Raw genomic sequence first — 25746 nt, 5'->3', positions numbered from 1 at the left:
AAAGAAACCATACATGATTGATAAATCCTCTCCGATTCCTATGTATTACCAATTGGAATCTCATATAAAAAATCAAATCAATGCAGGAATTATCCTGCCTGGTGACAGCATCCCCTCCGAAAGAGAATTTGCCGAAAATTATGGCATCAGCAGAATGACTGTAAGGCAAGCGATTAATTCCCTTGTAAACGAAGGGCTTCTCTATCGAAAAAAGGGAAGCGGAACCTTTGTATCCGAGAAAAAGATTGAGCAGCCCCTGCAAGGTCTTACTAGTTTTACGGAAGATATGAAAAAACGCGGCTTGAATCCCACAAGTAAATTGATTCATTTTGAAATCATCCCAGCAAATAGTTTTATTGCAAACGAACTCAAAATCAATGAGTATGCACCAGTCTATGAAATAAAACGAATCCGACTTGCCGATGGTGAACCAATGGCCTTAGAAACAAACTACCTTTCTGCGAACATGGTAAAAGGACTTACAGAGGAAGTCGTGAACGCTTCCATCTATGCATATATTGAGGAAAAATTAAATCTGCGAATCGCACATGCGGACCAATTGATTGAATCCATCAAAGCATCTGTAGAGGATGAAAAGCTATTAAAAATTGAAAAAGGACATCCAATGCTTTATATCCAACGAAACACTTATCTTCAGGATGGTACACCCCTAGAGCTAGTAAAATCGGTGTACAGAGGAGATCGCTATAAATTCCATATAAAAATGAACAGAAACCATCAATAGCGGAGGTTAAAAATGAATAATGGATATTTTTCGGCCATACAGAACCTCTTTACAAAAGTGAACGAGAAGAACAAGCAGGTAATGCAACAAAGTGCTTCCATTCTTGCAGAGTGTTTCGAGCGTGATGGAATCTTGCATGTTTTTGGATGTGGTCACTCACACATGATTGCAGAAGAAGTGTTTTACCGGGCAGGTGGAATCGTACCAGTAAGACCAGTTTTAATAGAGGATGTCATGTTGCATAAAGGTGCTCTTCGCTCCTCGGAAATGGAAAGGGACCCTTGCTTTGCCGATACCTTCTTACCCCTTCAGCCTTTTGAGCCAAATGATGCCTTATTGGTCGTATCGACATCCGGACGGAATCCCGTTCCGATAGAGGTGGCACAATACGGGAAAGAGATCGGGATGAAAGTGATCACCATCTCCTCCCATGCCTATCACTCCTTATCCACAAGGCACTCGTCGGGGATATTTTTATCAGAGACCGCAACCATCGCAATCGATAGTTGCATCCCCCAGGGTGATGCCCTTGTAACAATAGAAGGCCTTGAAACCCCCATCGGACCAGGTTCCACTATAATAAACGCTGCCATTGTCAACGACCTAATAATCAAAACAACAGAGATTTTACATAAAAACGGTATAGCTGTTCCCATATTCAAAAGTGGAAATATTGATGGTGCAGAAGAACACAACGAGAGGGCAATGAGAAAATATCGAGATAGGATTGGGATGTTTTAGTGGGTGAGCTATTAAGAAGTTTTTAAAGCTGTTGATTGGAGCAGTTTGCGTGTAAACTTCCTATGGGAGGTAGTGTGTTAGCGCGAGCCCCGCACGCAAACCGAGGGAGGCTCAACAAACGGCCCGTGAGCAACGAAGCTAGATGCCAGAAAATAACAGCGGTGTTTACAGAACCATATAAAATGATAAAAGCAGTGCCGATTAAAGGCACTGCTTTCTTTTCAATCATCATCTTGAAATAAACATCTGCGTCCAGTAGTGTCCATATTGGCCACCTTTGGCATAGCCTACCCCGATTTCTGTATATTGACTTGATAATATGTTCTTTCTATGGCCTTCACTGTTCATCCAAGCATTCATGACCTCTTGTGGTGTTTTTTGCCCAGCAGCAATATTTTCACCTGCTGTTCGGTAAGAAATACCAAAGTTACGCATCATATCGAATGGAGATCCATATGTTGGTGACGTGTGGCTGAAATATCTTTTATCAATCATATCTTGAGACTTGTATCTTGCAACTCTAGATAACTCCCAGTTAAGCTTTAAAGGCTTAAGCCCGTATTTCGCACGCTCCTGATTCACTAACTTAGCAACCTGCTCTTCGTACGTTTGTCCCTCCCCTTTTTCTGGAATAGTAATTCTTTGACCTGGATAGATTAGGTCGGGATTCTTGAATGTAGAGTTCGCAGCAATAAGTTCGGATACCCCAACTTGATATTTTACCGCTATCTTCCACATCGTATCACCGGATTGAACCGTGTGAGTAGTAGCTGCAAGGGCAGCTGTATTTCCACCTAAGACTAGTGCGACAACCGACAAAGTTATGAGGACTTTCTGTAAAGTTTTCATACTATAAATCTAATATTTTTCGGCAGAATTGAAAACAAGTAATTATTGTAAAATAACGAAATATACTGTTAATTGCTTGTTATGACTGTAATAAGAAATATATTCCATGACTTGCTAGTAACAGTCCTCTTCCAAAAAAATGACTTTCTTCTGGCTTTATTGCAAGTAGTATTGGAGTACATCAAGAAATAGACCGTTGATAAAATCAACAAATTTGCGAAAACAGTCTTAGAGGAAAACAACAGCCACTCCTGCCCCGATGGCAAAGGCTGTAAACAAGGCTTCGGCACCTTTAGAAAGCCCTGACACAAAATGCCCCTGCATCAAATCACGTACTGCATTAGTGATTAATAAACCTGGAACAAGTGGCATGACTGAACCTATGATGATTTTATCAAGTTCCGATCCAAATCCTATCGTAACCATCGAAAATGCTAAGAGACCGATAATCAAGGATGCGAAAAACTCTGCAAAAAATTTAACTTGCGTGTAATGTTGAATTAATAAGAGACCACAGTAACCCATTCCCCCGGCAATCATGGCCGGCAAAAAGTCCGTCCAAACACCCTTGAACATTATGAGAAACGACCCACTGACCAAAGCTGCAGCAATGATCTGGTAGCTGATTGGAAAAAGAAGATGCGATTTTTCGAGGTTGACTAGGGCTTGATTTGCTTCTCTGACACTTAACTCCCCGGCGGCAATCATACGGGAGATATGATTGACCCGTGCCACCTTTTCCAAATCGGTAGTCCGGAAATTTATCCTGACAAGCTGAGTCGGATTATCACCTTTCAAGGAAACGATAATTCCAGTAGGGGTCACAAAACTATGTGTTTCCGTAATGCCATAGGACGCAGCGATCCTAGTCATCGTATCCTCGACTCTATAGGTTTCCGCTCCCCCTTCCATCATGATTCTTCCGGCAAGTAGGCAAACCTGGAGGATTTTCTCCGTTTCATGCTCTGTCATTTCAGTTGTCACCTAGCTCACCTCTCGTTTCGCATTAATGGATAATCTTTTCATAACCTTTACGACAAGCTGCATGATGACTTCAGCAAACACCAGTCCCATTGCTATCGCACCGGAAATCATGAATGCTTTTGCTGCCAACGGGATGGCTGCAAGGTAATCATTTTCAGCAATATTCCTCATCGTATTATAAGCTAGACCTCCAGGAACCAATGGGATAATCCCCGCTACACTGAAAATGATCATCGGCATTCTGAAACGTTTGGCCATAATATGACCAACAAGCGCCACCATAAATGCCCCAACAAAAGAAGCGACTTCCGGATCAACACCTGCATCCGCTAACACTATGTAAAAAATCCAGCCAATCATACCTACCGTACCACAATGGACCAAAGCTCTCCTTGGTGCATTAAATAACACACCAAATCCTGCTGCGGCTATGAAGCTGAACCCCAGTTGTGAAAGAATGTATAGCATATTTTCACCTCATTATTTCTAGTACAGCTTATTATATAGGAAAGTCTGGATAGAAAAAACCTCCTTTTGAGTTATGGAGGTTCAAGCAAGGGGACAATTATGGTCTTTTATTTGATGGGAATGAGATATGATTTCAATGCATGAAGGGTTGCTTGATTCACTATGAGTACCGTTTTCTTCTAATGTTTGATCTTGGGGACTCATACAGCTTGTATGAGTACCGTTTTTTCCTGTTGTTTGCTTTCCGCGTTTCATTCTCCACTACTTATCCACCAACCAAGTTTTCGCCACAGCAAAATACTCCCGTGACCATAACTTAAAAATCGCTATTGTGGGAGTCCTCCCAGCAAGGGTGTGCACTTCAGCAAAATCCAACCTCTTCCCTATTATAGAAGCTCGATATACATGAAAATCATTGCTTACAATGGCAACCGATGCATCTTCTCCAATCAACTCTCGTGAAAAGGAAAGGTTCTCAAAAGTGGTGGTGGAACGGTCTTCCAATAGGATTCTGTCCTCATCAATACCATTTGCTACAAAGTATCTTCTCATTGCTTCTGCTTCGGTAATATCCTCTCCCGGTCCCTGACCACCGGAGGCAATGACTTTCGTATTCGGATTTTCCCGGAGGTATTCCAACGCCGCTTCCACTCTGAATAACAGGGCCTTCGTCATCATTTCCCCTTTGACTCTAGCACCTAACACAATCAGATAATCCACTTCCTCTGGAGGCTCCTGCTTGGCAGATTGATAGATTAACGAGTGTACAATGATAAGGTATATTATCAGGGGAACAAGCGTAATTTTCGTGATTGTTTTCAGTCTCTTTTTTGTTATCATGTTAGTTCTTCCTTATTTGGTATAGTATGTCTATTTACTATAACGAAATGGGGTTCGATTTAGTTTCAATTTTGACTAGGAATGAGAGGGGAATGTTAATGTCTATTTATGGTGTAAATTGTCGAACGGCTCGTATATTTAGCTAATGGCAAATAAATTTCGCTTAACGGCTCATATATTTCGCTAATGGAAAATAAATTCCGCTTAACGGCTCGTATATTTCACTAACGGAAAATAAGTTACCCTTTACGGCTCGTATATCCGATAACGGAAAATAATACGCAAGAATCAAAAAAAAAGGCTGCCTCTTCACTCGAGACAGCCCTTTAAAGGAACATTATATCTTACTCACAGCATGTTCTATGCTATCTTCTCCATCCACCACATCAAATGCAGCACCATACGTGTTTTTCGCTCCTAGTACTTCAAGCAATACTCTTGCTACATCTTCTCTAGCGATGGATCCGGGTTCAACCTTATCGCCGATTTTCACTTTGCCAGTACCTGATTCATTTAACAAACCACCAGGGCGGACGATTGTGTAATCCAAGCCACTTGCCATTAACACCTTATCTGCATAATGCTTGGCTACATAATAGGGACGAAGCTCGTCATTCCAATTTTCCCGATTGTCAGCCTGGAAAGCACTTACCATCACATAACGGGAAATGCCTGCTTTCTCAGCAGCTTCCACAGTTTTGGCCGCACCATCCAAATCTATTAATAACGTTTTATCTAATCCTGTGCTTCCTCCAGACCCGGCAGAAAACACCACTGCATCACTGCCACTAAAGGCCTTAACAAGAGCATCCACAGATCCTTCCAAGTCAGCCAAGACCGATTCAATACCATCTTCTGCAAAACTATCTGCTTGCTCTTCTTTCCGTACCATTGCGATAGGGGTGTATCCATCTTCCTCTTTTAAGAAATGCACAAGCTGTTTGCCAATTTGTCCGTTAGCTCCTACTACTGTTACTTTCATTGATTACACTCTCCCTTATATTTTGTATGCATTATGACAAATGCAAAAAATGATAGCAAATGAATTGCTCACGGATACTATTCCCTAATACAAAAGAAAAGCAACATGCTTGAGCACATGCTGCCTTTCAACCTCTATTCATAGGACCATCTCTATTATTTCGCTTATCCACTCGTCATTGACAGGTACACCTATCCTTTTGGCAAGAACGCGATGGATCCGGATGAACTCTTCTACTTGACTTCTTGCAATTTGAAACAACTTTTCTGCATCACGCTTTCCTACATCCCATTTTACCAACATGTTCAACCGCTCTTCACTCAACGGACTTCTCGGTCCTTCTACCTTAGACCAGTCGCCAAATGAATTGGGGACCTCTCCCATTTCTACATACCAACCTACTACAATGGAATAGCTCATGGAATGTATCAGCTGGAAAGCATAATTAAATTCCCCACGTTGGACACGGCGATACAACTCGTGTAGAAAAGCAAAGAATTTTCCTCGCCACACTTCAAATTCATCTTGTGAAAATGGATAGTTTATTGACTGCGACTCATCCCTTAACTGAGAGACGATCCCCTTAGGATCATGTTCAATCAATAGATGCTTCATATAAGGAGAAGGTTGCAAGTCAGATTGGCGGTAATAAAATGTATCCACTTTGATAAAAGAGCGATAATGCGCAATGGAATAGGACGCCCATGGAAAATCCTCATAATATAACACTTCGCCCCAGAGTTTGGCGCGTTCTTTTTTATTCGAACGATAAGCTTCGAAAGCTTCATCTTTTACTATGACACGAAGGTCTAAGTCAGAAAACACATCTTCGTTTCCCTTTGCGAGTGATCCCCCATAGAAGAAAGCGAATATATTCGCATCACGGACAAGATCCTTATATATGGTTTCCTTTAGTTTCTCCCTCTCTAGAGGTATCCGCGTATCTCGTTGTTCATGTTTAGTTAAAAATCCCATACATTTTCAAATCATCTCCCAATAAGTTATTTATTCTATACTTCTATAAAAATAACAAAATCCCTTTACGACTAGCCTAGCTATTTATCTTAAAATAAGACAAGCTGTAGAAGATTGGACCCAAGTGGTAGAAGTACAGCTGGGAAATGTAGAAATTGCTTCGGGAAATGTAGAAGTCCTCCGTTAAAAGGTAGAAGATGTAGCGTAACCTGTAGAATAGCCTTCTATCTGAAGGATGTATCTCCATACCAATCAAAAGAGCAGAATAATATCCTGCTCCCTTCACTTCGCCATATAAAAATCCTCAAACAACGAAACAGAAATCACAATAACCCCTGCCAAAAAAGAAGCCAATGTAGCAATCCAGTGAAAATAGTTAAACGAAATGACAATCGCAACAAACATTAAAACCAACCAAAAAAACGTATATTTAATCCTGCTCACTCCCTCATCAAAACTCTCCCGCTTCCCTTTCTTCCCAGACAATTTCACTGTAGATATCTGCAAATGCCTTAATGGAGTTTCGCGCTTCCTCCAAATTATTGTCCACTCCACCTACTTCCAAAAGGATGGCCCTGTTGGAGAGATCTTGATTGTACAAGCCGTTCCCTGTTGACTTCCCTTTTGGAAAGACACCCCTGCTGAGCCCAGGATACTTTTCCTCTATCTCATTATGAATTCGTTCTGCAAACTCTAAATTTTGTTCATAGCCTTTATGCGCCGTTCCAACTACAAACATGAGTCTTGCATATTTCTTTCCTCCAATTTCCTCTGTTGTTTTATCTTTTCGAGCGGAGTCCCTGTGAATATCTATCAAATATTTTACATCATTATTAAAAACCATGGCTGCCTCAACCGTTTCTCTTGAATATTTATAAGATTGATTGGCATCCCATCCCCTTGCCTGTAAATCTTGAGGAACATTCCTTGTATCGTGATTTGCCTTTATCCCCTTATCACCCAACTCCTCTTTTAACATTTTCCCTACAGCTATTACGTTCACATCTGGATTGTTACTAGTTGCATCATTAGGGTTGTTGACATTTTTCAATAGTGGCAAATAAGATTCCCAACTATGAGATTGATAGATATGCACAATCGTCTCATCCATCGACTTTTCCGGTGCAGGTGCCTGCTCATTTTCTTTCTCATCCGCCAAAAGCATCTCCTCTGCAATTTCCCGTTCTTTCAGGAGTACTTCCATCGGCGCGACGGATTCAAACGGGATATCGGTATAGTCGGTTCCTTTTCCAGCTACATAGAACTGTGTGTCATAGGCATAGAATCCGGGAATCTCGTTTCCTAGAAAACTTCTGATATCATACGGCTTTAAATTGGTTGCCAGTTCAAACGTGAATTCCATGATTGGAAGATTAGGAACTTCGACATCCTTGCCGGTCATATAGTGGTTCTGACTTTGAATGATGGTCAAATACAACTCTGTTGACTGCACATTCCTTAGTATGTTCCCGATATACTCAGAGGAAAGTCTAGTGGATAGAACAGTTGTGATGGTGGAGATGACCACAAATAGAATAATCATGAAAAGGACAGTGTTATTAATGAATAGAAAAAATCCGGTCCGGTTGGTAGATTCTATCTTCCTCTCCTCCTTTCTATCTTATGAATATGCCATTTTAGTAGAAAGTAGAAGGTTCATATAAAAAAAGATGATTCTAATTTTAGAAACATCCTAGGCTATTGACAAACTATAAATTAGTTTGGTTATCTGTTGGAAGAGTTGATCTTCGTTGCAGTAGCTTCGCTTTCCGCGGGCGGTCCGGAAGCCTCCTCGGGCTACGCCCTGCGGGGTCTTCCCTGTCCCTTCCTCCCGCAGGAGTCTCCGCTCCTTCCACTGCGATCAACTAGAGATTTTTATCATTTTTGGACTTTGTCTACACACTGAGATGATTCTAATTTTAGAATCACCCCCCTTAGCTTATCCTCTGTTTTTACAACCATCACAGAAATTAGAAGAACTATTAAAATATTCTCTGCCACATGACACACACATAGAAGGACGAACGAACTTGCTGCCATAAATTTCGTGATGCTTTTTTAAAGATAGATTTAGAAAATAGAAGAATATTGCCACAAGTACCGTAAAACTGATGAAAAATATCCATATCATGATGATCTCAGCCCTTTTACCCCTTTTTCTATATTCTACCATATTAATTAATAGCATGAGTATTATTTAATTTTCTTTACATAGTTACTTTTCTAAGTTACGATATAAATCGTAATCATTACTATTTAAAATTAGAGGAGATTTTTATATGACAAAAAAGGTACCTGTCACTGTACTAAGCGGTTATTTAGGAGCTGGGAAAACGACACTATTAAATCATGTTTTACATAATAGAGATGGATTGAAAGTAGCGGTGATTGTCAATGACATGAGCGAAGTGAACATTGATGCTGGATTGGTGAGGCAGGGTGGAAGCCTTTCTCGAACAGATGAGAAACTTGTGGAAATGTCAAACGGTTGCATTTGCTGTACCCTTCGAGAAGATTTACTTGTAGAAGTGGAAAAACTGGCTACTTCCGGAGATATTGATTATATTCTCATTGAATCAACAGGAATAAGTGAGCCAGTACCTGTTGCCCAAACTTTTTCCTATATAGATGAAGAGCTAGGCATTGATTTAACCAAGTTTTGTAGACTTGATACAATGGTTACTGTAGTGGATGCTTATCGTTTCTGGCACGATTTTGAATCCGGAGACAGTCTTCTTGACAGAAAGGAAGCAATGAGTGAAGAAGATACACGAGAAATTGCTGATTTGTTGATCGACCAGATTGAATTTTGTGATGTCTTGATCTTAAACAAATGCGATCTTGTTTCAGAAGAAGAACTACTAAAGCTGGAAAAAGTTCTAAAAACACTTCAACCCGAGGCAACTATCATTAGAACGACCCATTCTAATGTCCACCCTGCTTCTATACTGAACACAGGTAAGTTTGATTTCGAAAAAGCAAGTGCATCTGCTGGCTGGTTGAAGGAGCTTCAAGTTGGTCACCAAAAACATACACCAGAAACAGAAGAGTATGGGATTACCTCTTTTGTTTATCAACGCAGGCTCCCCTTCCATTCCGAGCGATTCAGTGAATGGTATAGTGCCCTTCCTGAGGAGATCGTCCGAGCCAAAGGGATTGTCTGGTGCGCCACCCGGAACAATGTAGCGCTTCTTTTTTCCCAGGCAGGTCCATCTGTTCAACTACAACCTGTTTCTTATTGGGTAGCCTCTCTCCCTAAATTGGAACAAGAGGCAGTGATCAAGGAAAACCCGCGTTTGACACAGGAGTGGGACCCTGAATTTGGGGATAGGATGACAAAACTTGTGCTTATAGGAGTGGATATGGACCGAGGGGAACTGACAAGAGAGTTGGACAGCTGTTTATTGACACCTGAAGAATTCGATCAAGATTGGTCTGCTCTGCCGGACCCTTTCCCATGGACGTTAAATAAGCAAACAGGTTGACTTCTGAAAGCACCTCTACAGGTGCTTTTTCCATCTTTCTTCGGTACAATACAGTAATCACGTACTGGAGGGACCACCATGCTCTATTTAGCGGTATTCACCTTTCTCTTCTGGTTTGCTGTGTGGCTGGATGCCAGGCAAGGGATGACGAAAATAACAAAACTGGAAAATGTACAGGAAGAGGCTCGTTCAAATAATAACGGTCCCTTTCTTTCCATCATTGTTGCGGCCAAAGATGAGGAAAAACACATTAAAGCTAGCCTCTTATCACAATTTCAACAGACCTATTCCAATATAGAATGGATTGTGGTTAATGACCGCTCCAATGATCAGACAGGTGACATTCTCAACCATCTAGCTCATATGGAATCCAGAATGAAAGTGATTCATATAAAATACCTTAAAGAAGGATGGCTTGGGAAAAATCATGCTTTGTATGAAGGATTCCTTCAAAGCAAGGGAGAGTACATCCTTTTTACTGATGCCGACATCTTATTTCAAAAAGATACCATCTCAAAGGCGATGACATACTTTCAGCAAAAAGGTCTAGACCATTTGACACTCGCTCCTAACCTTAAAGGAAGCAGTTTCTGGACAAATGCTTTTATTTCATTCTTCCTTTTCGGTTTTGGCTTTTTTAAAAGACCTTGGAAAGCCAATGATCCAAGTAGTAAGTCCGCGATTGGAATTGGCGCCTTCAACCTTCTATCTAGAACTGCGTATGAGGGAATAGGGACTCATAAAAACATTAAAATGAGACCTGATGATGACTTGATGCTTGGCAGCATGATCAAACAGGCCGGGAAGAAGCAACACTTGGCACTTGCGCTGGATCATTTGCAGGTGGAATGGTATCCTGACTTACGTTCTGCACTTATAGGATTGGAAAAAAACACGTTTGCAGGGCTCTTTTATAGCTACTTCATGGTGTTGTTTGCCATTAGTGGTTTATTTCTATCACAACTCTTCCCATTTATTGGATTGTTTGCAACAACAGGGATCACCCAAGTAACCTTTGCTTTGAGTATCTTGATGTTATTCCTAGCCTACAATGAAACAGCAAACAAGATGGCGAAGGGTTCAAATATATATTTGACCGTTTTTCCTGTTACCGTATTACTTTTCATTTATAGCATTGCCCGAGCAACTATCCTTACCCTCTATAGAGGGGGCATTGTCTGGAGAGGGACCTTCTACTCCATTAAACAACTAAAAAAGTGACGGGAACCCCGTCACTTTAATAATGCCGTACAAGTAAGATCAACTTCAAAAGCGGATATACCACAATCGCCATGGACAACTGTACATATAAAACCATCTCCACAGAAATTCGCTCCATAATCAAAAGCAATACCGAACAAACCACACTTGTTGCCATGAGAATATAAGCAACATGTCCACTTTTTTGATTAATCTCAGCACGCTTCCTCTTAGTCGGACGATAATGGCGTCTCATTACAGCACGGATAATCTCGGATAACCCAAGCAGAATGAAGACAACCGGGATGTATTTCAGTTTCCCTGAATTATGTGCTTCCACTAGCAAAAATACACCAAACAGCATAATAAGTATCGGCAAGCCAAAGGCTATAATTGGTTGATCAAATAAAGAGTGCTCTTCTTTTTCCAAAACCGTCCCTCCCACCAAATACACTAGTATGTATAGTTCCGCAACTAAATTAGAAGCCTTATTCCTTGCCAGAACAAAAGAAGAATCGTTACATTATATGCAACGATTACTAGTAAAAATGATAGATTCTTTATTTTACTTCTATTTCTTTTAAAATTCGTGCTGGATTTCCTCCCACCACTACATTCGCGGGAACATCTTTCGTAACAACCGCACCAGATGCAACTACCACATTGTCACCAATTGTGACTCCTGGATTAATGACGGCGCTCCCTCCAATCCAGACGTTATGACCAATTTTTACCGGAATGCCGTATTCAGGGCCCTTGTTTCTTTCCACTGGATCAACTGGGTGGGTTGCCGTGTAGATATGTACACCCGGAGCAAGCATACAGTTATCACCAAACTCCACTTTGCACACATCAAGTATGCAACAATCGAAGTTGGCGAAGAAATTTTCTCCAACATGGATATTGTAACCATAGTCACAACGGAAATTCGGTTCGAGAAAGACGTTTTCCCCGGTTGAGCCAAAGAGCTCTTTCAACAGTTCTACCCTTCTATCCCCTTCCGTTTCCGTAGTTTCATTGATTAACCGGCTTAATCTTCTTGCATTTACTCTTTCTTCCATTAACTCCGGATCCCAAGGTTTGTACAATTCTCCAGCAAGCATTTTTTCTTTTTCTGTGGCCACTTACCTTCCTCCTTCTTACCCTTATATATCTTTCTTTCTCCATTATATAGGTCGTGTTAACACTTGAAAAACTTCTTGTAAAAAGTGATCATAATCAAATCCCAAGGCGATGTGGTGCTTACTCTCTTGATCCGAGTCCATATGACGAAAGTCAGCAAACGATTTGCCCCGTGTCTTCCCTTCTACAACGACATGTACTTTTTTAGCCAAGTACTGCATTCTTTTAGGATGTACAGCAGAATAGATTGTTAACAAATCATGAAAAGGGGCACCATCCATTCCTGGTACCAATTTCGTATAGGCATCCGCATAATACTTAATGATGGGAAGGTACATATCCTTAAATTTATTTTCCGTATAGTACTGAAGAGCTTTTGCATAGTCATTTGTAATGATTGCCTTCTGTGTAACATTTAGTGGAGTAAGGATAACTTTTTTGCCATGTGCTAACAGAAGGTTTGCGGAAGTGGGATCTCCATAGAAGTTCGCTTCCGCAACAGGGGTAACATTTCCGGGGACCATGAATGCACCACCCATGATATGCAGTTCTTTAACCAGACCCATTGCTTCCCTGTTTAATAGAAAACATGTAGCCAAGGTGGTCGACCTACCAAGGTCAGCAATGACTAGATCATCATTAGTTTCAATTAGGTCAAATACCTCCCCCAGATTTCGAATCCGGAATTGATAATCTCCCTTGGTGACTTTAATTGGACCAATTCCCCCATCTCCATGAATCTCGGGATAATAAGTGGCGAGCTCACCAGTAACCGGCATTTCCGCACCATTGAAAATAGGGATATCCATCCTGCCAGCTAAGTGTAAGATATGTGCTGCATTATGGGCAGCAGTAAACTTATCGACGTTCCCATAGCTGCAAACAAGTCCCAGCACATCTATTTCAGGATGTAAAAGAGCATAAATCAATGCCATTGCATCATCAATTCCTGGGTCACAAAATATTAGCAGCTTCATCATCATTCCTCCTAATAACCTATTAATGTAAATTATTAGGGTTAATGTAAAAATATGTGATTCTAAAGATGTATTTCTTTTCTCACTTTATTGATATGGGTAAGCTACATAAAATCGAAATAATAACGAATCACGTGAAAGAAAATTGGGGCAGAGTAAGCAAGGCTATCCACTCTCGTTAAATAGCTCTTTTTAAGTACCGATGCCTTTTCATCATCTCCTACTAGAAGATCGCGTTTCAAGACGGATACTGCAAGGCTTCCCCCAAAACAGGCAACACTGATAAGAAGACCTGATAATAATCCAAACAGCTCATTCAACGGAGTTAAATAAGGGTATAGATTATAGGAAACACCAGTTGTCACAAAGGTTGAAATCAGGAAACCCTCCCACGTGATATTCGGATTGGAAGACGGGATGACTTTACGTTTACCAATATAGAGTGAAACCAAATATTGAACGACATCATGCAATTGAGTAAGAACGACCAAGTACAGTACCAAATTTGCACCATACTCCGGTGTTGCTGTCTGATAGAATGCTAGATGACTAAGACCGAACACCATCAGCATCAATCCCCATTGCGTGGAGCTTACAGAGCGTAAGAATCCCACTGTTCCCTTGCCCAGAATTCTCGGCAGCGGAAGGAATAGAAAGACATAGACGGGTATGAAGACGATGAACATTCCATACCAGCCAATGTAAATCCAATAAAACTGGATAGGGATGGAAAGATACGCCCATAAAAATAATTGTCTATCGACCTTTCTGGTACGTAATATCGAAAAATACTCCTTTAAGGAAAAGAAACATAGAAACATAAGAGCAAACAATGATACGAGCGGATGGAATAATGTCGCAATGCTAAAGACAGCAAGCATCCCCCACCAAGTTTTCACCCGTACAGATAAATCGGAAAAATCCTTTGAAGTTGTATTTCTTTTTACTATGTAGAAAATGATACTGAAAACACTTAATCCTGATGCGATCACCAGCAAAGTAATGACTGCCTCTATCTCAAACATATTTATCCCCCTATCTACCTATTATTATGAAATTAATGGTTAATTTTGGTCAAGAGAAATTATATAATATATATGATAGTAGAAATTATTTTTAAGAAGGTGTTGTTACTAATGGAAGATACATATGTTTACATATTACTGACAGATACAGGCACCCTATTTACCAAATCAATCAAAAAATATACGAAAGCGCCCTATAATCATGTATCCCTTTCTTTTGACAGGGACCTAATCGAGCTATATAGCTTTGGAAGAAAAAGACCAAGTAACCCGTTAAACGGTGGGTTTGTCAGGGAAGATGTGGAGAACGGTACTTACAGGAAGTATCCCGGCACTACTTGTGTCCTTTATAAATTAAAAGTGACTCCTAGAGAGGTGGTGAAGATGAGAAGGATCATTGGCATTTTTCAGAAGAAGGAAAAGAAATGGTTTTATAATCTTCTTGGGGTAATAGGAGTTTCCATTAATGAACCTGTAGAAATTGATTCAAGTTATTTCTGTTCCCAGTTTGTATCAGATGTACTTCATCGATCAGGTATTAGGTTATGGGATAAACTTCCCTCCCTTGTCACACCTGATGATTTTAGACAAAGCGATCGACTGGATTGGATATATGAAGGGAAACTGTATGATTATGAACCTGTAAAGCTACGTATTACATAATAAAGGAGGAACCTAGTGGCTCCTCCCTCTCATTATTAATGGTACTTTTCGGGAAATCTTGTTACTTTTACGTAGCTATAAACCAGAAACGAGACTTTTTAATAGTTTCCTTGCTGCTCCATCTGCTCAAGATCTTCCATCGTAATTTCCTGTGCATTGTCGATGACATCTTGTGGCACTGTAATCTCTCCAACTTCATCGAAATTACTTAAGGTGGAGTCAACAGACTGGATGCTAGACACTTTTTCTCCTTCAATATCCATCTCCATATCCATATTTACCAATACTTTGGTTTGATAAAAGGTTTCTTTATCAACATGGACAATATAACTTAGTTGGTTGACCGTCATCATAGAAAGCATTTCTTCCATCATGCCTCCCATGTCGTCACCCATCATTCCACCAATCATACCCGCCATTTCATTGAATTGTTCACCAGAGCCTTCAAAGTTCAACACATAGTGCCCATCCTCTTCGGTCATCGTCATATCATCAGAATAGGCTTTCAGCATTTCCAGCTGTTCTGCTGGATTTGTTTGCATTTCAGACATCGCATTTAACTCTGCAGTAAATTCTTCTGGCATCTTAAACCATTGCCCTGCCATTGAATCATATACGAAGAATCCAGCTTCGGAAAAATACGATTCATTATCCATGCTCTCCATCATTCCATCCGCATCTTCTATAGAAGTAACTTGATACATTGCCATTGGATTCAATGACATATCAGTTGTTGTCGTGGTAACCATTTTGATTGTATCTTCTCCAGCCATGGAGATTTCTTGATCAGAGACCATTTCCATGGAATAGCTAGAAAGTTCAGCCATTGCTTCTGTCGATTTCTGTAGGACATCTTCTGCAGTCAATGTTTCCACTTCTTCAGTTTCTTCTGTCGCATCCACTTCCTCTACATCAGTGGTGGAATTGGTTGTTTGCTCATTAGTTGTTTCTTCCGCCTCCGCATTTCCTTCTACATTTCCATTGACCCCATTGGAGGTGTTCCCACAAGCTGTAAGTAACATTACAGCCAGAATCCCCACAAGCATCATTTTCAAAGACTTCACATAATCCTCTCCTGTTCATTGTTGTGTTTTATAGACTATTATCTTCTACCCATAATTAGGATAAAAATAACAGTATTAACAAAAAGTTCATAGACGTTCTAGTTGAATCTATTAAACTTTTTGATTGGCGACTATACTTACGGATCAGTTTGGTAGCAGGTTTCGAAAATTAGGATAAATAGTTAAATATACCTAATTTTTCTAAGATAATAGCTGTAAAAACTCTTTTTCCTTTAAAATCCTAATTTTGCTTTCCTTCTTCATCAGTTCCTTGGCCTTCCTTTCCTTGGAACTCAACCCGTCCGGACCCACAACAGACGGATCCTGCTTGCCCACTACAAGATAATCTGTTTTTCCGCTGACACCACTTTTGATGACAGCACCTTTATCAACCACCAATTGCATCGCTTCTGCCCTGTCTACAGTTGACAGCTCGCCTGTAAAAACCAGGTTTTTCTCAAAAAGCGGGTGATTTTCATCGAACTCTTTCGTGGAGGGTGTAATGTCACTCACCGACACCGTAGGGAAAGATTTACGTACATTCTTCCTTTTAATTCTTGTGTAAAAGGTAGTCTGAGGGTTCAAGTCTGCAAAACTATGAACAGGAATGGAGGAATATGTCTTGCAGTATGACTGAAGTGACTTCCGCTGCTTTATCTCCAAACATTTTAACACCATATCCGCACACGCTTTGGCATCTGATAACGCATTATGATGGTGATCTAATGTAACACCGAAATGCTCCACTCTTGCTTTAAGAGAGTTTCCAACCTTGAATCCGTTTAAACCGCGAGTACTTATCGGTATACTGCAAGCATAAAAGAACTCCGGTACCTCCAAGGAGTAGTGAAGCAAGCAGCTTTTCAGCACACTCATGTCAAAAAAGGCGTTATGCGCTACAATCAATGTATCCTTAGTAAAACATCCACGAATCTCCTCCCAGATTTCATCGAATGTCCTCTCCTCTTTTAAATCCTCTTCCGTCAATCCGTGTACCTGTGAAAAGGACTTCTCCACTTTAAGCTTTGGCGGTTTGATCAAAAAATACTTTTCCTTTACTTTTTGGTTACCATCGACAAAAACCATTCCCAACGAACAAGCGCTGCTCAAATCATTATTGGCTATCTCAAAATCCAGTGCAATAAAGTCCACTATCGTTTCCTCCTCATCCAATGAATACTATGAATCTATCATACAAAAAGACAGTACAAGGGTCTAACAAAAACTAACAATGCTATGTACTTATTTGCCGTTAGAAACTTATTTCAATTAGTGGTATTCCAACAAGCGCAAAAAAACCATCACCAAAGTGATGGTATCAGACTGTTGACAAACTATAAATTAGTTAGGTTATCTGTTGGAAGAGTTGATCTTCGTTGCAGGAGCTTCGCTTTCCGCGGGCGGTCCGGAAGCCTCCTCGGGCTACGCCCTGCGGGGTCTTCCAAGTCCCTTCCTCCCGCAGGAGTCTCCGCTCCTTCCACTTAGATCAACTAGATATTTTTATCATTTTTGGACTTGGTCTACACCCTGAAACCATCACCAAAGTGATGGTCATACACACATCAATATACTTTTCTATTTTGTTCATATACATTGATCTGTTCCATATACATTTCGGTCAGTCCGATATCGTCCAGACCTTTCAAGAGCATTTGCTTCCGATATTCGTCCGCTTCAAAATGGTACTTCCATTCATTTCCTAAACTAACCTCTTGGAGCTCAAGATCCACTTCCATCTTTATAGGTTCGTAAGAGGCCTTTTGAAAAAGTTCCTCCACCTCTTCTTCTTTTAACACAATCGGAAGAATCCCGTTCTTAAAACAGTTGTTATAAAAGATATCTGCAAAGGATGGTGCGATGACTACCTTGATTCCATAATCTTTTAGTGCCCAGGGTGCATGTTCCCTAGAAGAACCACAACCAAAATTCTTTCGTGCGAGAAGAATGGAGGCATCTTTGAATTTCGGGTCATTCATAACAAAGGAATCTTTCTTTTCTCCATTGGCATCAAAACGCCAATCATAAAAGAGGAATTGACCAAACCCAGTCCTTTCGATTCTCTTCAAAAATTGCTTTGGAATAATTTGATCCGTGTCGACGTTGGCCTTATCTAAAGGGATTACTTTTCCGATATGATGGATGAGTGCTTCCATTAGACAACCTCCTCCTTTTCATATCGCCATTCATTCACATTGACAAATCGGCCGCTGACTGCAGCTGCGGCGGCCATCGCAGGACTGACAAGATGTGTCCTGGCTCCTCTTCCTTGTCTGCCTTCAAAGTTCCGGTTGGAAGTGGAAGCACATCTTTTCCCAGATGGGACAACATCTGGGTTCATACTGAGACACATGCTGCAGCCGGCCTCTCTCCATTCAAATCCAGCCTCTAAAAATACTTCATGAAGGCCTTCTGCTTCCGCCTGTTTTTTCACTTGTTTCGAACCTGGCACGACAAGTGCGGTAACTTGCGGTGATACGGACCTTCCTTTTACTACTTCGGCTGCTTTACGTAAATCTTCAATACGTGAATTTGTACAGGATCCGATAAACACATAATCTATGACAATATCAGATATCTTCATACCAGGGGTAAGACCCATATATTCAATTGCTTGGGCGACAGATTTCCTTTCTCCTTCATTTTCAATGGTTGTAGGATCTGGCACCCTACCGCTGATACTTGTACCCATCGATGGATTTGTTCCCCACGTAACTTGTGGTTCAAGATTGGTAATGTCGAATTGGATTTCTTTATCATAAACCGCCCCTTCATCTGAACGAAGCGAGAACCAATCCACTTCCGCCTTGTCCCGTTCTTCTCCAGCAGGTGCATATTTTCTTCCTTTTAAATAGGAGAAAGTCGTTTCGTCCGGGGCAACAAGTCCTGCACGGGCACCAGCTTCAATGGCCATATTACAGATGGTCATGCGTTCCTCCATGGACATCTCTTCAATCACTTTACCGGTAAATTCAAGCACATATCCTGTACCGAAATCTGTTCCGTATTTTGCGATCACAGCCAAGATGAGATCTTTGGCAGAGACTCCAAGTGGCCTGAGGCCAGTAAAATCAACCTTTAATGTTTTAGGTTTTGATTGCCATAAACATTGTGTGGCAAGGACATGCTCCACTTCACTGGTTCCGATTCCAAATGCCAAAGCACCGAATGCTCCGTGTGTAGAGGTATGGCTGTCACCGCAAACGATGGTTTTGCCAGGTAAAGTCAAGCCCAGTTCAGGTCCAATGACATGGACAATTCCTTGTTCTGCGCTGTGAAGGTCTGCGAGTCTTATCCCAAACTCTTTGCAGTTTGCTTCCAGTGTGGTCATTTGTTTAGAGGCGATTTCGTCTGTAACATGGAACGGGTTGATGGTTGGGACATTATGGTCCATGGTTGCAAAGGTTAGGTCTGGTTGCCTTACTTTTCTTCCTGAAAGACGCAGTCCCTCGAATGCTTGAGGAGAGGTGACTTCGTGCACCAAGTGGAGGTCGATGTACAACAGACTTGGTTTATTCTCCTCTTTTACTACTGTATGACGATCCCAAATTTTCTCGAATAGTGTTCTTGGCTGCATGTCACTCACCTTCCGTAATTTTTAATTTTCCCACTGAACTCCGCTGTTGATTTCCACACTGGGCTTCGCTTTCCGCGGGGCGTGTGTTTGAGCCTCCTCACAACGCTTCAGGGGTCTCAAACTACCGCTATCTCCCGCCGGAGTCTTCGCCCATTGCTCCAATCTACAGCTAAGTTAAATAGTCATCAGTTTTTAATCGGCGCTTTTAGATAGCTCCTTATTGCTTCTCCCATTTGGGATGTTCCTAGGAGGCGTTCCCATTCAGATCCGATATCATGGGTGCGGTAGCCTTCTTCTAGTGCGAGGTCTACTGCTCGTTCCACAGAGGCCGCTTCTTCCTCTAATCCTAGGGAGTGTCTTAGAAGCATGGCGGCTGAAAGGATGGTAGCGAATGGATTGGCTACATTCTTGCCGGCAATATCAGGAGCAGAGCCGTGGATAGGTTCATAAAGGCCTGGACCGTCTACCCCAAGACTTGCGGAGGGCAACATGCCAAGGGAGCCGGTTAGCATGGAAGCTTCATCGCTTAAAATGTCGCCAAACATATTTTCTGTCACGATTACGTCAAATTGCCGAGGATTTCTTACTAATTGCATGGCTGCATTGTCCACAAGCATATGCTCTAGATGGATTTCAGGGAATTCCTTGGAGATTCGGTTGGCTACCTCTCTCCACAATCTACTGCTTTCTAGAACATTCGCTTTATCAACGGAAGTTAGTTTTTTCTTGCGGCCTTGTGCTACTTCAAATCCTTTACGAATAATGCGTTCCATCTCTTTCTCTGTATATAGTAGAGTGTCTATTACTTCCAAACCATCTTCTCCCTGTCTTCTTTCACGAGGTGAGCCAAAATAAATCCCACCAGTCAGTTCCCTGACTATTAAAACATCTGTATCTAAAACTACCTCTCTTTTCAAAGGGGAGGCGTGGATCAGGGATTCAAACAGGGAGACAGGGCGAAGATTGGCATAAAGCTTTAAAGCTTTACGGATTCCAAGTAATCCTGCTTCTGGCCTTCTTTCAGGTGATTCTTCATCCCATTTAGGTCCGCCTACCGCTCCTAAAAGAATCGCGTGACTTTTTTTGCACATATCCACTGTCTCTTGTGGAAGGGGAGTTCCTGTCTCATCGACAGCAACTCCCCCGATCTTACCGTAATTAAAAATGAATGTATGCTGAAAATTCTTGGCTACCTGCTCTAGTACAAGGATCGCTTCCCTTACCACTTCAGGACCGATTCCGTCACCAGGCAGGACGCTGATTGTAAATTGACTCATCCTACCTCCACCCCTTTTGCTGAGTATTTTGCAAATTTCTCTTTTATGGATAGGCGATTGACTGCATCCAGATAAGCTTTGGCTGATGCTTCCAATACATCATGTTCAATTCCTCTTCCGCTTGAAACATCTCCATCACAACTTATCTTCACATATACCTCAGCAAGCGCGTCACTTCCGTTAGTGGTGGATTGAATGCGATAGTCAAGTAGCAATATTTCTTTTTGCAGGATTCTGGAGATTGTATTGTAAACAGATTCCACGCTTCCTTTTCCTGTAGCAGATTCTTGGAGTACTTCCCCGTCTTCCGTTTTAATGGCAATGGTTGTCGTCGGAATTATATTGGAGCCATAAGAGATTTGTAGGGTTTCCATTCGATAATGAGGGAAAAGTCCCTTAACGGATGAGTCCATCATCAATGCAAAAATATCGTCCTCGGTTACTTCTTTCTTTTTCACCGTAAGATCCTTGAAAGCTTTAAACAGCTTTTTTCCTTCCTCTTCGTTTAAAAACAACCCAAGTTCCTCGCATCTCTGTTTGAAGGCATGACTGCCGGAATGCTTCCCAAGGACCATTTTATTCGAATGAAGCCCGACCATCTCCGGGTTGATTACTTCATAGGTACTCTTGTTTTTCAACACTCCATCCTGATGGATTCCTGATTCATGTGCAAAGGCGTTAGCCCCCACGACCGCTTTATTTTGTGGGACAATCATACCGGTCAATTTGCTGACAAGGTTGCTTGTTCGGACCGTTTGCTTAAGATCAATATTTGTTTCCACCTCGTACACGTCTTTTCTAATTTGCAGGGCTACAATGATTTCCTCAAGGGAAGCATTCCCAGCGCGTTCCCCGATTCCATTAATGGTACCTTCAATTTGATCGACTCCACTTTGGATGGCTGCGAGTGAATTAGAAACGGCCATCCCAAGGTCGTCGTGGCAATGGGCAGACAGTTTTACTTTCTGGATATTGGGAACATGTTCGCGAATATATGTGATTAATTGAGCATATTCAAGTGGCGTTGTGTATCCAACCGTATCTGGAAGATTGATGACATTTGCTCCAGCATCAATGACCTTTTCAATGATATGAGCCAAAAATGGCCATTCGCTTCTAGTTGCGTCTTCTGCCGACCATTGAACATGATCGAAATAACGCTTTGCATATTCGACTGCCTGAACGGCTGCCTCCACTACTTCTTTTGGTTTTTTCTTCAATTTGTATTCCATATGGATGGGGGAGGTTGCCAAGAAAACGTGTACGCCGTTCTTTTCGGCATCCTTCACCGCTTCATAGACAGCATCGATATCTGATTTCACAGATCGTGCAAGACCAACCACTCTTGACTTTTTGATGGTCCTCGCGATTTGCTGGACTGCTTGGAAGTCCCCGTAGGAGGAAGCAGGGAACCCTGCCTCCATGATATCGACTCCATATTTTTCTAATTGAATCGCTATTTCTAATTTTTCATGTGGATGAAGATTCACTCCGGCTGACTGTTCACCATCTCTTAATGTTGTGTCAAATATGTCAACCTTTCGCACTGCCAACGACTCCTTTCTTCTTCGATTGGATGAATGGCATTTTCGCGCGGAGCTCCCTTCCTACCACTTCGAGTGGGTGATGTTTTTCTTGTTCATTGATAGAGTGGAACATTGGGCGGTTTGCCTGATTTTCAAGCACCCATCCTTTAGCAAATTGTCCGGATTGGATTTCGGAAAGAATTTTTCTCATTTCATCTTTTGTTCCGTCATTCACTACTCGTGGACCTGCGGTAAAATCGCCCCATTGAGCTGTATCTGAGATAGAATAGCGCATTCCTTCTAATCCATTTTCATATAGAAGATCTACAATTAATTTTAGTTCGTGTAGACATTCAAAATAAGCAACTTCCGGTTGGTAGCCTGCTTCCACTAGCGTTTCAAATCCTGCTTTTACAAGGGCTGTTGTTCCACCGCAAAGTACTGCTTGTTCTCCGAATAGGTCTGTTTCTGTTTCTTCTTTAAAAGTAGTTTCCATCACGGCTGCTCTTCCGGCACCAACTGCTTTACTGTAGGCCAATGCCACCTCTTTTGCTTGCCCTGAAGCGTTTTGATGGACTGCAAAGAGTGCAGGAACGCCGCCGCCTTCTTCATATACACGTCTTACTAAATGGCCAGGTCCTTTTGGTGCGACCAAGAATACGTCCACATCTTTTGGAGGGACCACTTGATGGAAATGAACATTGAACCCATGGGCAAATGCCAATGCTTTTCCTTCTGTTAGATGTGGTTCGATTTCTTGTTTGTATACTTCCGGTTGCCTTTCGTCAGGCAGTAAGACCATTACAACATCTGCTTGGGCAACTGCTTCTCCTACGGAGTATACTTGGAATCCGTCTTCTTTTGCTTTTTCCCAGGAGCCGCCGGGTCGAACGCCTACTACTACTTCTACGCCACTGTCACGTAAGTTTTGTGCGTGGGCATGGCCTTGAGATCCGTAGCCTACTACTGCTACCTTTTTGCCATTTAGTGCTGCTTGGGAGATGTCGTCGTTATAATACATGTGTGCTGCCATTTGAAATTCCTCCTTGGAAAAGTTTAATAAGGTTTATATGAAGTCAGTTTGTTATCCCCGCTTACTCCTGTAGCTTTTCGTTCCAGATGTTCGCTTTCCGCGGGGCGGTGCTTGAGCCTCCTCACAACGCTTCAGGGGTCTCAACCTACCGCTATCTCCCGCCGGAGTCTCACATCTTGCACTACAAGCTACAGGTGTTTATCGAAGGTACTTAATCATTTTTAGTAAATAAAACTAAATATTCCGTTAATTTGTTAGAGCGATCTGCTCTGATATGTCGGTGATTTGGATAACGTCTATTTGTTTGTCTAGTTGGAGCTTTATTTTCTCCACTTCTTGCTCCTCGACCACGTTTACGACGATGGTCATGAGGGAAATTGAGGATTCGTTGACAGGTGCTACTGCCAGGCTTTCAATGTTTAATCCTTTCCGCAAGAAAAGATTGGTCAAACGGTTCAAAACACCTAGTTGATTGTTTACTAGTAGCGATAGTGTTCGCTTCATGGCTTCACACCTTCCATTTGTTGAATTCCTTTTCCGGGAGCAATCATCGGATAGACATTTTCCGTTGGAGTCACCCGGCAATCCAATAAATACGGCTCATCTGTTTCCAAAGCTTCATTAAATGCTGCACGGAATTCCTGTTCATTGTGCACCACTGCAGCCTTTATTCCAAACGCATCGGACAGCTTGATGTAATCCGGCTGGTTTGGTAGCAATGATTCGGAATACCTTTCCTTATAAAAGAGCTGTTGCCATTGTCGAACCATTCCCATAGATTGATTGTTTACGAGCACTACTTTTACAGGAAGTTCATACTCTTTTAGGACAGCCAGTTCCTGAAGGGTCATTTGGAATCCTGCATCCCCAAGGACAGCCACAACGGTGGACGGTCGTTCTGCCACCTGCGCCCCAATTGCTGCTGGCAATCCAAAGCCCATGGTTCCAAGGCCACCTGACGTGACCCAGCGATCTGGATTTTGGAATCCATGAAATTGTGCTGCCCACATTTGATGCTGTCCAACATCTGTTGTGACAATGGCTTCCCCCTTGGTTAGTTCATGAACAAGTTCTACTAGCTTTTGTGGCTTGAAAGTTTCTCCATCTTCTACATACCATAGTGGATAATCTTCTTTGGATTGCAGGAGTTCTTCGAGCCAGCTACTTGTATCCGCCGTTTCTGGTAACTCTTTTAATAGTAATTGAAGGGACTTTGCTGCATCCCCGATTACCGGATAATCTGTTGGGACATTTTTGCCGATTTCGGAAGGATCGATATCAAAATGAACCACCTTGGCAAATTTGGCAAATTCCTTCAGGTTCCCTGTAAGCCTGTCATCAAATCGTGCGCCTATATTGATGATCAGGTCTGCTTCATATAGGGCCATATTGGCTGTATACGTTCCATGCATGCCCGCCATTCCGAGAAAAAGAGGGTGGTCTGCCGGAAAGCTGCCAAGGCCAAGTAAAGTATTGGCTACTGGTATGGTGGTTTTGGCAACCAATTCTTTTAACTCATTTGTCGCTTTACTGTGGAGAACGCCTGCGCCAGCTAAAATGACGGGCTTTTTCGCTTTTTTCAAGGCTTGTGCTACTTGTTTCACAGCCAGCGGATCAGGATCAGTCTGTAACTTGTATCCAGGCAGGTGCACCTCTTTAGAATAGTCATAAATGCCTGATGTTGCGGTGATGTCTTTTGGTATGTCAATCAATACCGGTCCTGGTCTTCCTGTAGATGCAATATGGAACGCTTCTTTAAAAATTCTTGGGAGTTCCTTGACATCCTGTACCTGAAAATTATGTTTGGTGATCGGCATTGAAATTCCTAGAATTGGTGCCTCTTGAAAGGCATCTGATCCAAGTACCTGTGAATTGACTTGCCCTGTGATGACGACAAGCGGCAGGGAATCTATCATGGCATCTGCAAGTCCTGTAACGATATTGGTTGCACCTGGACCCGAAGTGGCAATAACCACTCCCGGTCTGCCGGTAACCCTTGCGTACCCTTCCGCTGCGTGAATGGCACCTTGCTCATGCCGTGTCAAAAGGTGAGGAATCCCACCATCATAAAGTGCGTCATAAATGTTTAGTACAGCCCCACCTGGATAGCCAAATATCACTTCCACTTTTTCTTCTTTTAGCGCCTCGACAATCATTCGTGAACCTGTCAGCAACTTTTGCGCGACCTTTGTTCCGCTCTCTTCCACTGTACTCAT

At 41.9% G+C, this 25746-nt stretch carries 26 protein-coding genes; 5 read left to right on the top strand and 21 right to left on the bottom strand.

The window, feature by feature from the left end; genetic code table 11:
• Positions 1–13 precede the first annotated feature (13 nt).
• Both EKQ44_RS01955 and EKQ44_RS01950 read left to right on the top strand, forming a co-directional pair.
• Positions 14–745, top strand: a complete 732-nt coding sequence (locus tag EKQ44_RS01955) for a GntR family transcriptional regulator (protein WP_237661837.1) — start codon at positions 14–16, stop codon at positions 743–745.
• Positions 746–757: 12 nt separating this feature from the next.
• Positions 758–1486, top strand: a complete 729-nt coding sequence (locus EKQ44_RS01950; RefSeq protein WP_237661836.1) for an SIS domain-containing protein — start codon at positions 758–760, stop codon at positions 1484–1486.
• 228 nt (positions 1487–1714) lie between these two features.
• Here EKQ44_RS01950 and safA read toward each other — a convergent pair whose 3' ends face one another.
• The 8 genes from safA to spoIIP form a co-directional block, all read right to left on the bottom strand.
• Positions 1715–2335: a SafA/ExsA family spore coat assembly protein gene (safA, locus tag EKQ44_RS01945; RefSeq protein WP_237661835.1), complete on the bottom strand. Its 621-nt coding sequence runs from the start codon at positions 2333–2335 to the stop codon at positions 1715–1717.
• 228 nt (positions 2336–2563) lie between these two features.
• A complete protein-coding gene (locus EKQ44_RS01940; protein WP_237662538.1) occupies positions 2564–3307 on the bottom strand; it encodes a threonine/serine exporter family protein in 744 nt (247 codons plus the stop codon).
• A 12-nt stretch (positions 3308–3319) separates the two neighbouring features.
• The gene (locus EKQ44_RS01935; protein ID WP_237661834.1) at positions 3320–3787 is read right to left on the bottom strand and encodes a threonine/serine exporter family protein; all 468 of its coding nucleotides are present in this window, start codon (positions 3785–3787) and stop codon (positions 3320–3322) included.
• A gap of 261 nt (positions 3788–4048) precedes the next feature.
• Complete coding sequence (locus EKQ44_RS01930) at positions 4049–4627, bottom strand: YdcF family protein (protein ID WP_237661833.1); 579 nt, start codon at positions 4625–4627, stop codon at positions 4049–4051.
• Positions 4628–4964: 337 nt separating this feature from the next.
• Positions 4965–5609, bottom strand: a complete 645-nt coding sequence (locus tag EKQ44_RS01925; protein ID WP_237661832.1) for an SDR family oxidoreductase — start codon at positions 5607–5609, stop codon at positions 4965–4967.
• 138 nt (positions 5610–5747) lie between these two features.
• On the bottom strand, positions 5748–6584 hold the full coding sequence (locus tag EKQ44_RS01920) for a nucleotidyltransferase domain-containing protein (protein ID WP_237661831.1): 837 nt from the start codon (positions 6582–6584) through the stop codon (positions 5748–5750).
• 282 nt (positions 6585–6866) lie between these two features.
• Positions 6867–7028, bottom strand: coding sequence for a hypothetical protein (locus tag EKQ44_RS01915; protein WP_237661830.1), 162 nt, complete (start codon positions 7026–7028; stop codon positions 6867–6869).
• Positions 7029–7035: 7 nt separating this feature from the next.
• Positions 7036–8127: a stage II sporulation protein P gene (gene spoIIP / locus EKQ44_RS01910; RefSeq protein WP_237661829.1), complete on the bottom strand. Its 1092-nt coding sequence runs from the start codon at positions 8125–8127 to the stop codon at positions 7036–7038.
• Positions 8128–8863: 736 nt separating this feature from the next.
• Between spoIIP and EKQ44_RS01905 the strand changes: the two genes are divergently transcribed.
• Both EKQ44_RS01905 and EKQ44_RS01900 read left to right on the top strand, forming a co-directional pair.
• Positions 8864–10069, top strand: a complete 1206-nt coding sequence (locus tag EKQ44_RS01905; protein ID WP_237661828.1) for a GTP-binding protein — start codon at positions 8864–8866, stop codon at positions 10067–10069.
• 78 nt (positions 10070–10147) lie between these two features.
• On the top strand, positions 10148–11290 hold the full coding sequence (locus EKQ44_RS01900; RefSeq protein WP_237661827.1) for a glycosyltransferase family 2 protein: 1143 nt from the start codon (positions 10148–10150) through the stop codon (positions 11288–11290).
• Between the two features lie 16 nt (positions 11291–11306).
• On the opposite strand, the gene EKQ44_RS01895 is transcribed toward EKQ44_RS01900, so the two are convergent.
• From EKQ44_RS01895 to EKQ44_RS01880, 4 genes are all read right to left on the bottom strand, one after another.
• Positions 11307–11699 (bottom strand): hypothetical protein, encoded by a 393-nt coding sequence (locus tag EKQ44_RS01895; protein ID WP_148986730.1) that lies wholly within the window; start codon positions 11697–11699, stop codon positions 11307–11309.
• A gap of 130 nt (positions 11700–11829) precedes the next feature.
• Positions 11830–12393, bottom strand: coding sequence for a sugar O-acetyltransferase (locus EKQ44_RS01890; protein WP_237661826.1), 564 nt, complete (start codon positions 12391–12393; stop codon positions 11830–11832).
• 42 nt (positions 12394–12435) lie between these two features.
• Positions 12436–13374: a nucleoside hydrolase gene (locus EKQ44_RS01885; RefSeq protein WP_237661825.1), complete on the bottom strand. Its 939-nt coding sequence runs from the start codon at positions 13372–13374 to the stop codon at positions 12436–12438.
• A gap of 98 nt (positions 13375–13472) precedes the next feature.
• A complete protein-coding gene (locus EKQ44_RS01880) occupies positions 13473–14393 on the bottom strand; it encodes a phosphatidate cytidylyltransferase (protein WP_237661824.1) in 921 nt (306 codons plus the stop codon).
• Between the two features lie 111 nt (positions 14394–14504).
• Between EKQ44_RS01880 and EKQ44_RS01875 the strand changes: the two genes are divergently transcribed.
• The gene (locus EKQ44_RS01875) at positions 14505–15056 is read left to right on the top strand and encodes a C40 family peptidase (protein ID WP_237661823.1); all 552 of its coding nucleotides are present in this window, start codon (positions 14505–14507) and stop codon (positions 15054–15056) included.
• A 98-nt stretch (positions 15057–15154) separates the two neighbouring features.
• Here the strand turns inward: EKQ44_RS01875 and EKQ44_RS01870 are convergent, their stop codons facing one another.
• From EKQ44_RS01870 to ilvB, 9 genes are all read right to left on the bottom strand, one after another.
• Positions 15155–16120 (bottom strand): DUF6612 family protein, encoded by a 966-nt coding sequence (locus EKQ44_RS01870; protein WP_237661822.1) that lies wholly within the window; start codon positions 16118–16120, stop codon positions 15155–15157.
• A 201-nt stretch (positions 16121–16321) separates the two neighbouring features.
• Positions 16322–17272: an exonuclease domain-containing protein gene (locus tag EKQ44_RS01865; protein ID WP_237661821.1), complete on the bottom strand. Its 951-nt coding sequence runs from the start codon at positions 17270–17272 to the stop codon at positions 16322–16324.
• A gap of 410 nt (positions 17273–17682) precedes the next feature.
• Positions 17683–18273 (bottom strand): 3-isopropylmalate dehydratase small subunit, encoded by a 591-nt coding sequence (gene leuD / locus EKQ44_RS01860; protein ID WP_237661820.1) that lies wholly within the window; start codon positions 18271–18273, stop codon positions 17683–17685.
• Positions 18273–19694, bottom strand: a complete 1422-nt coding sequence (gene leuC / locus EKQ44_RS01855) for a 3-isopropylmalate dehydratase large subunit (RefSeq protein ID WP_237661819.1) — start codon at positions 19692–19694, stop codon at positions 18273–18275. Before leuC ends, leuD begins: the two co-directional genes overlap by 1 nt.
• Before the next feature lie 185 nt (positions 19695–19879).
• Positions 19880–20971, bottom strand: coding sequence for a 3-isopropylmalate dehydrogenase (gene leuB, locus EKQ44_RS01850; RefSeq protein ID WP_237661818.1), 1092 nt, complete (start codon positions 20969–20971; stop codon positions 19880–19882).
• The gene (locus EKQ44_RS01845; protein ID WP_237661817.1) at positions 20968–22518 is read right to left on the bottom strand and encodes a 2-isopropylmalate synthase; all 1551 of its coding nucleotides are present in this window, start codon (positions 22516–22518) and stop codon (positions 20968–20970) included. Before EKQ44_RS01845 ends, leuB begins: the two co-directional genes overlap by 4 nt.
• Positions 22505–23530 (bottom strand): ketol-acid reductoisomerase, encoded by a 1026-nt coding sequence (ilvC, locus tag EKQ44_RS01840; RefSeq protein ID WP_237661816.1) that lies wholly within the window; start codon positions 23528–23530, stop codon positions 22505–22507. The genes EKQ44_RS01845 and ilvC overlap by 14 nt, the downstream gene beginning before the upstream one ends.
• 246 nt (positions 23531–23776) lie before the next feature.
• Entirely contained in the window at positions 23777–24034 is a 258-nt protein-coding gene (ilvN, locus tag EKQ44_RS01835) for an acetolactate synthase small subunit (protein WP_010192589.1), read from the bottom strand.
• On the bottom strand, positions 24031–25746 hold the full coding sequence (gene ilvB, locus EKQ44_RS01830; protein WP_237661815.1) for a biosynthetic-type acetolactate synthase large subunit: 1716 nt from the start codon (positions 25744–25746) through the stop codon (positions 24031–24033). Before ilvB ends, ilvN begins: the two co-directional genes overlap by 4 nt.

The sequence above is a fragment of the Sutcliffiella horikoshii genome (genome assembly GCF_021991925.1).
Lineage (GTDB): Bacteria > Bacillota > Bacilli > Bacillales > Bacillaceae_I > Sutcliffiella_A > Sutcliffiella_A horikoshii_F.
The sequence above is the reverse complement of the archived record's forward strand: the minus strand, read 5'-3'. Positions and strand labels throughout refer to the sequence as shown.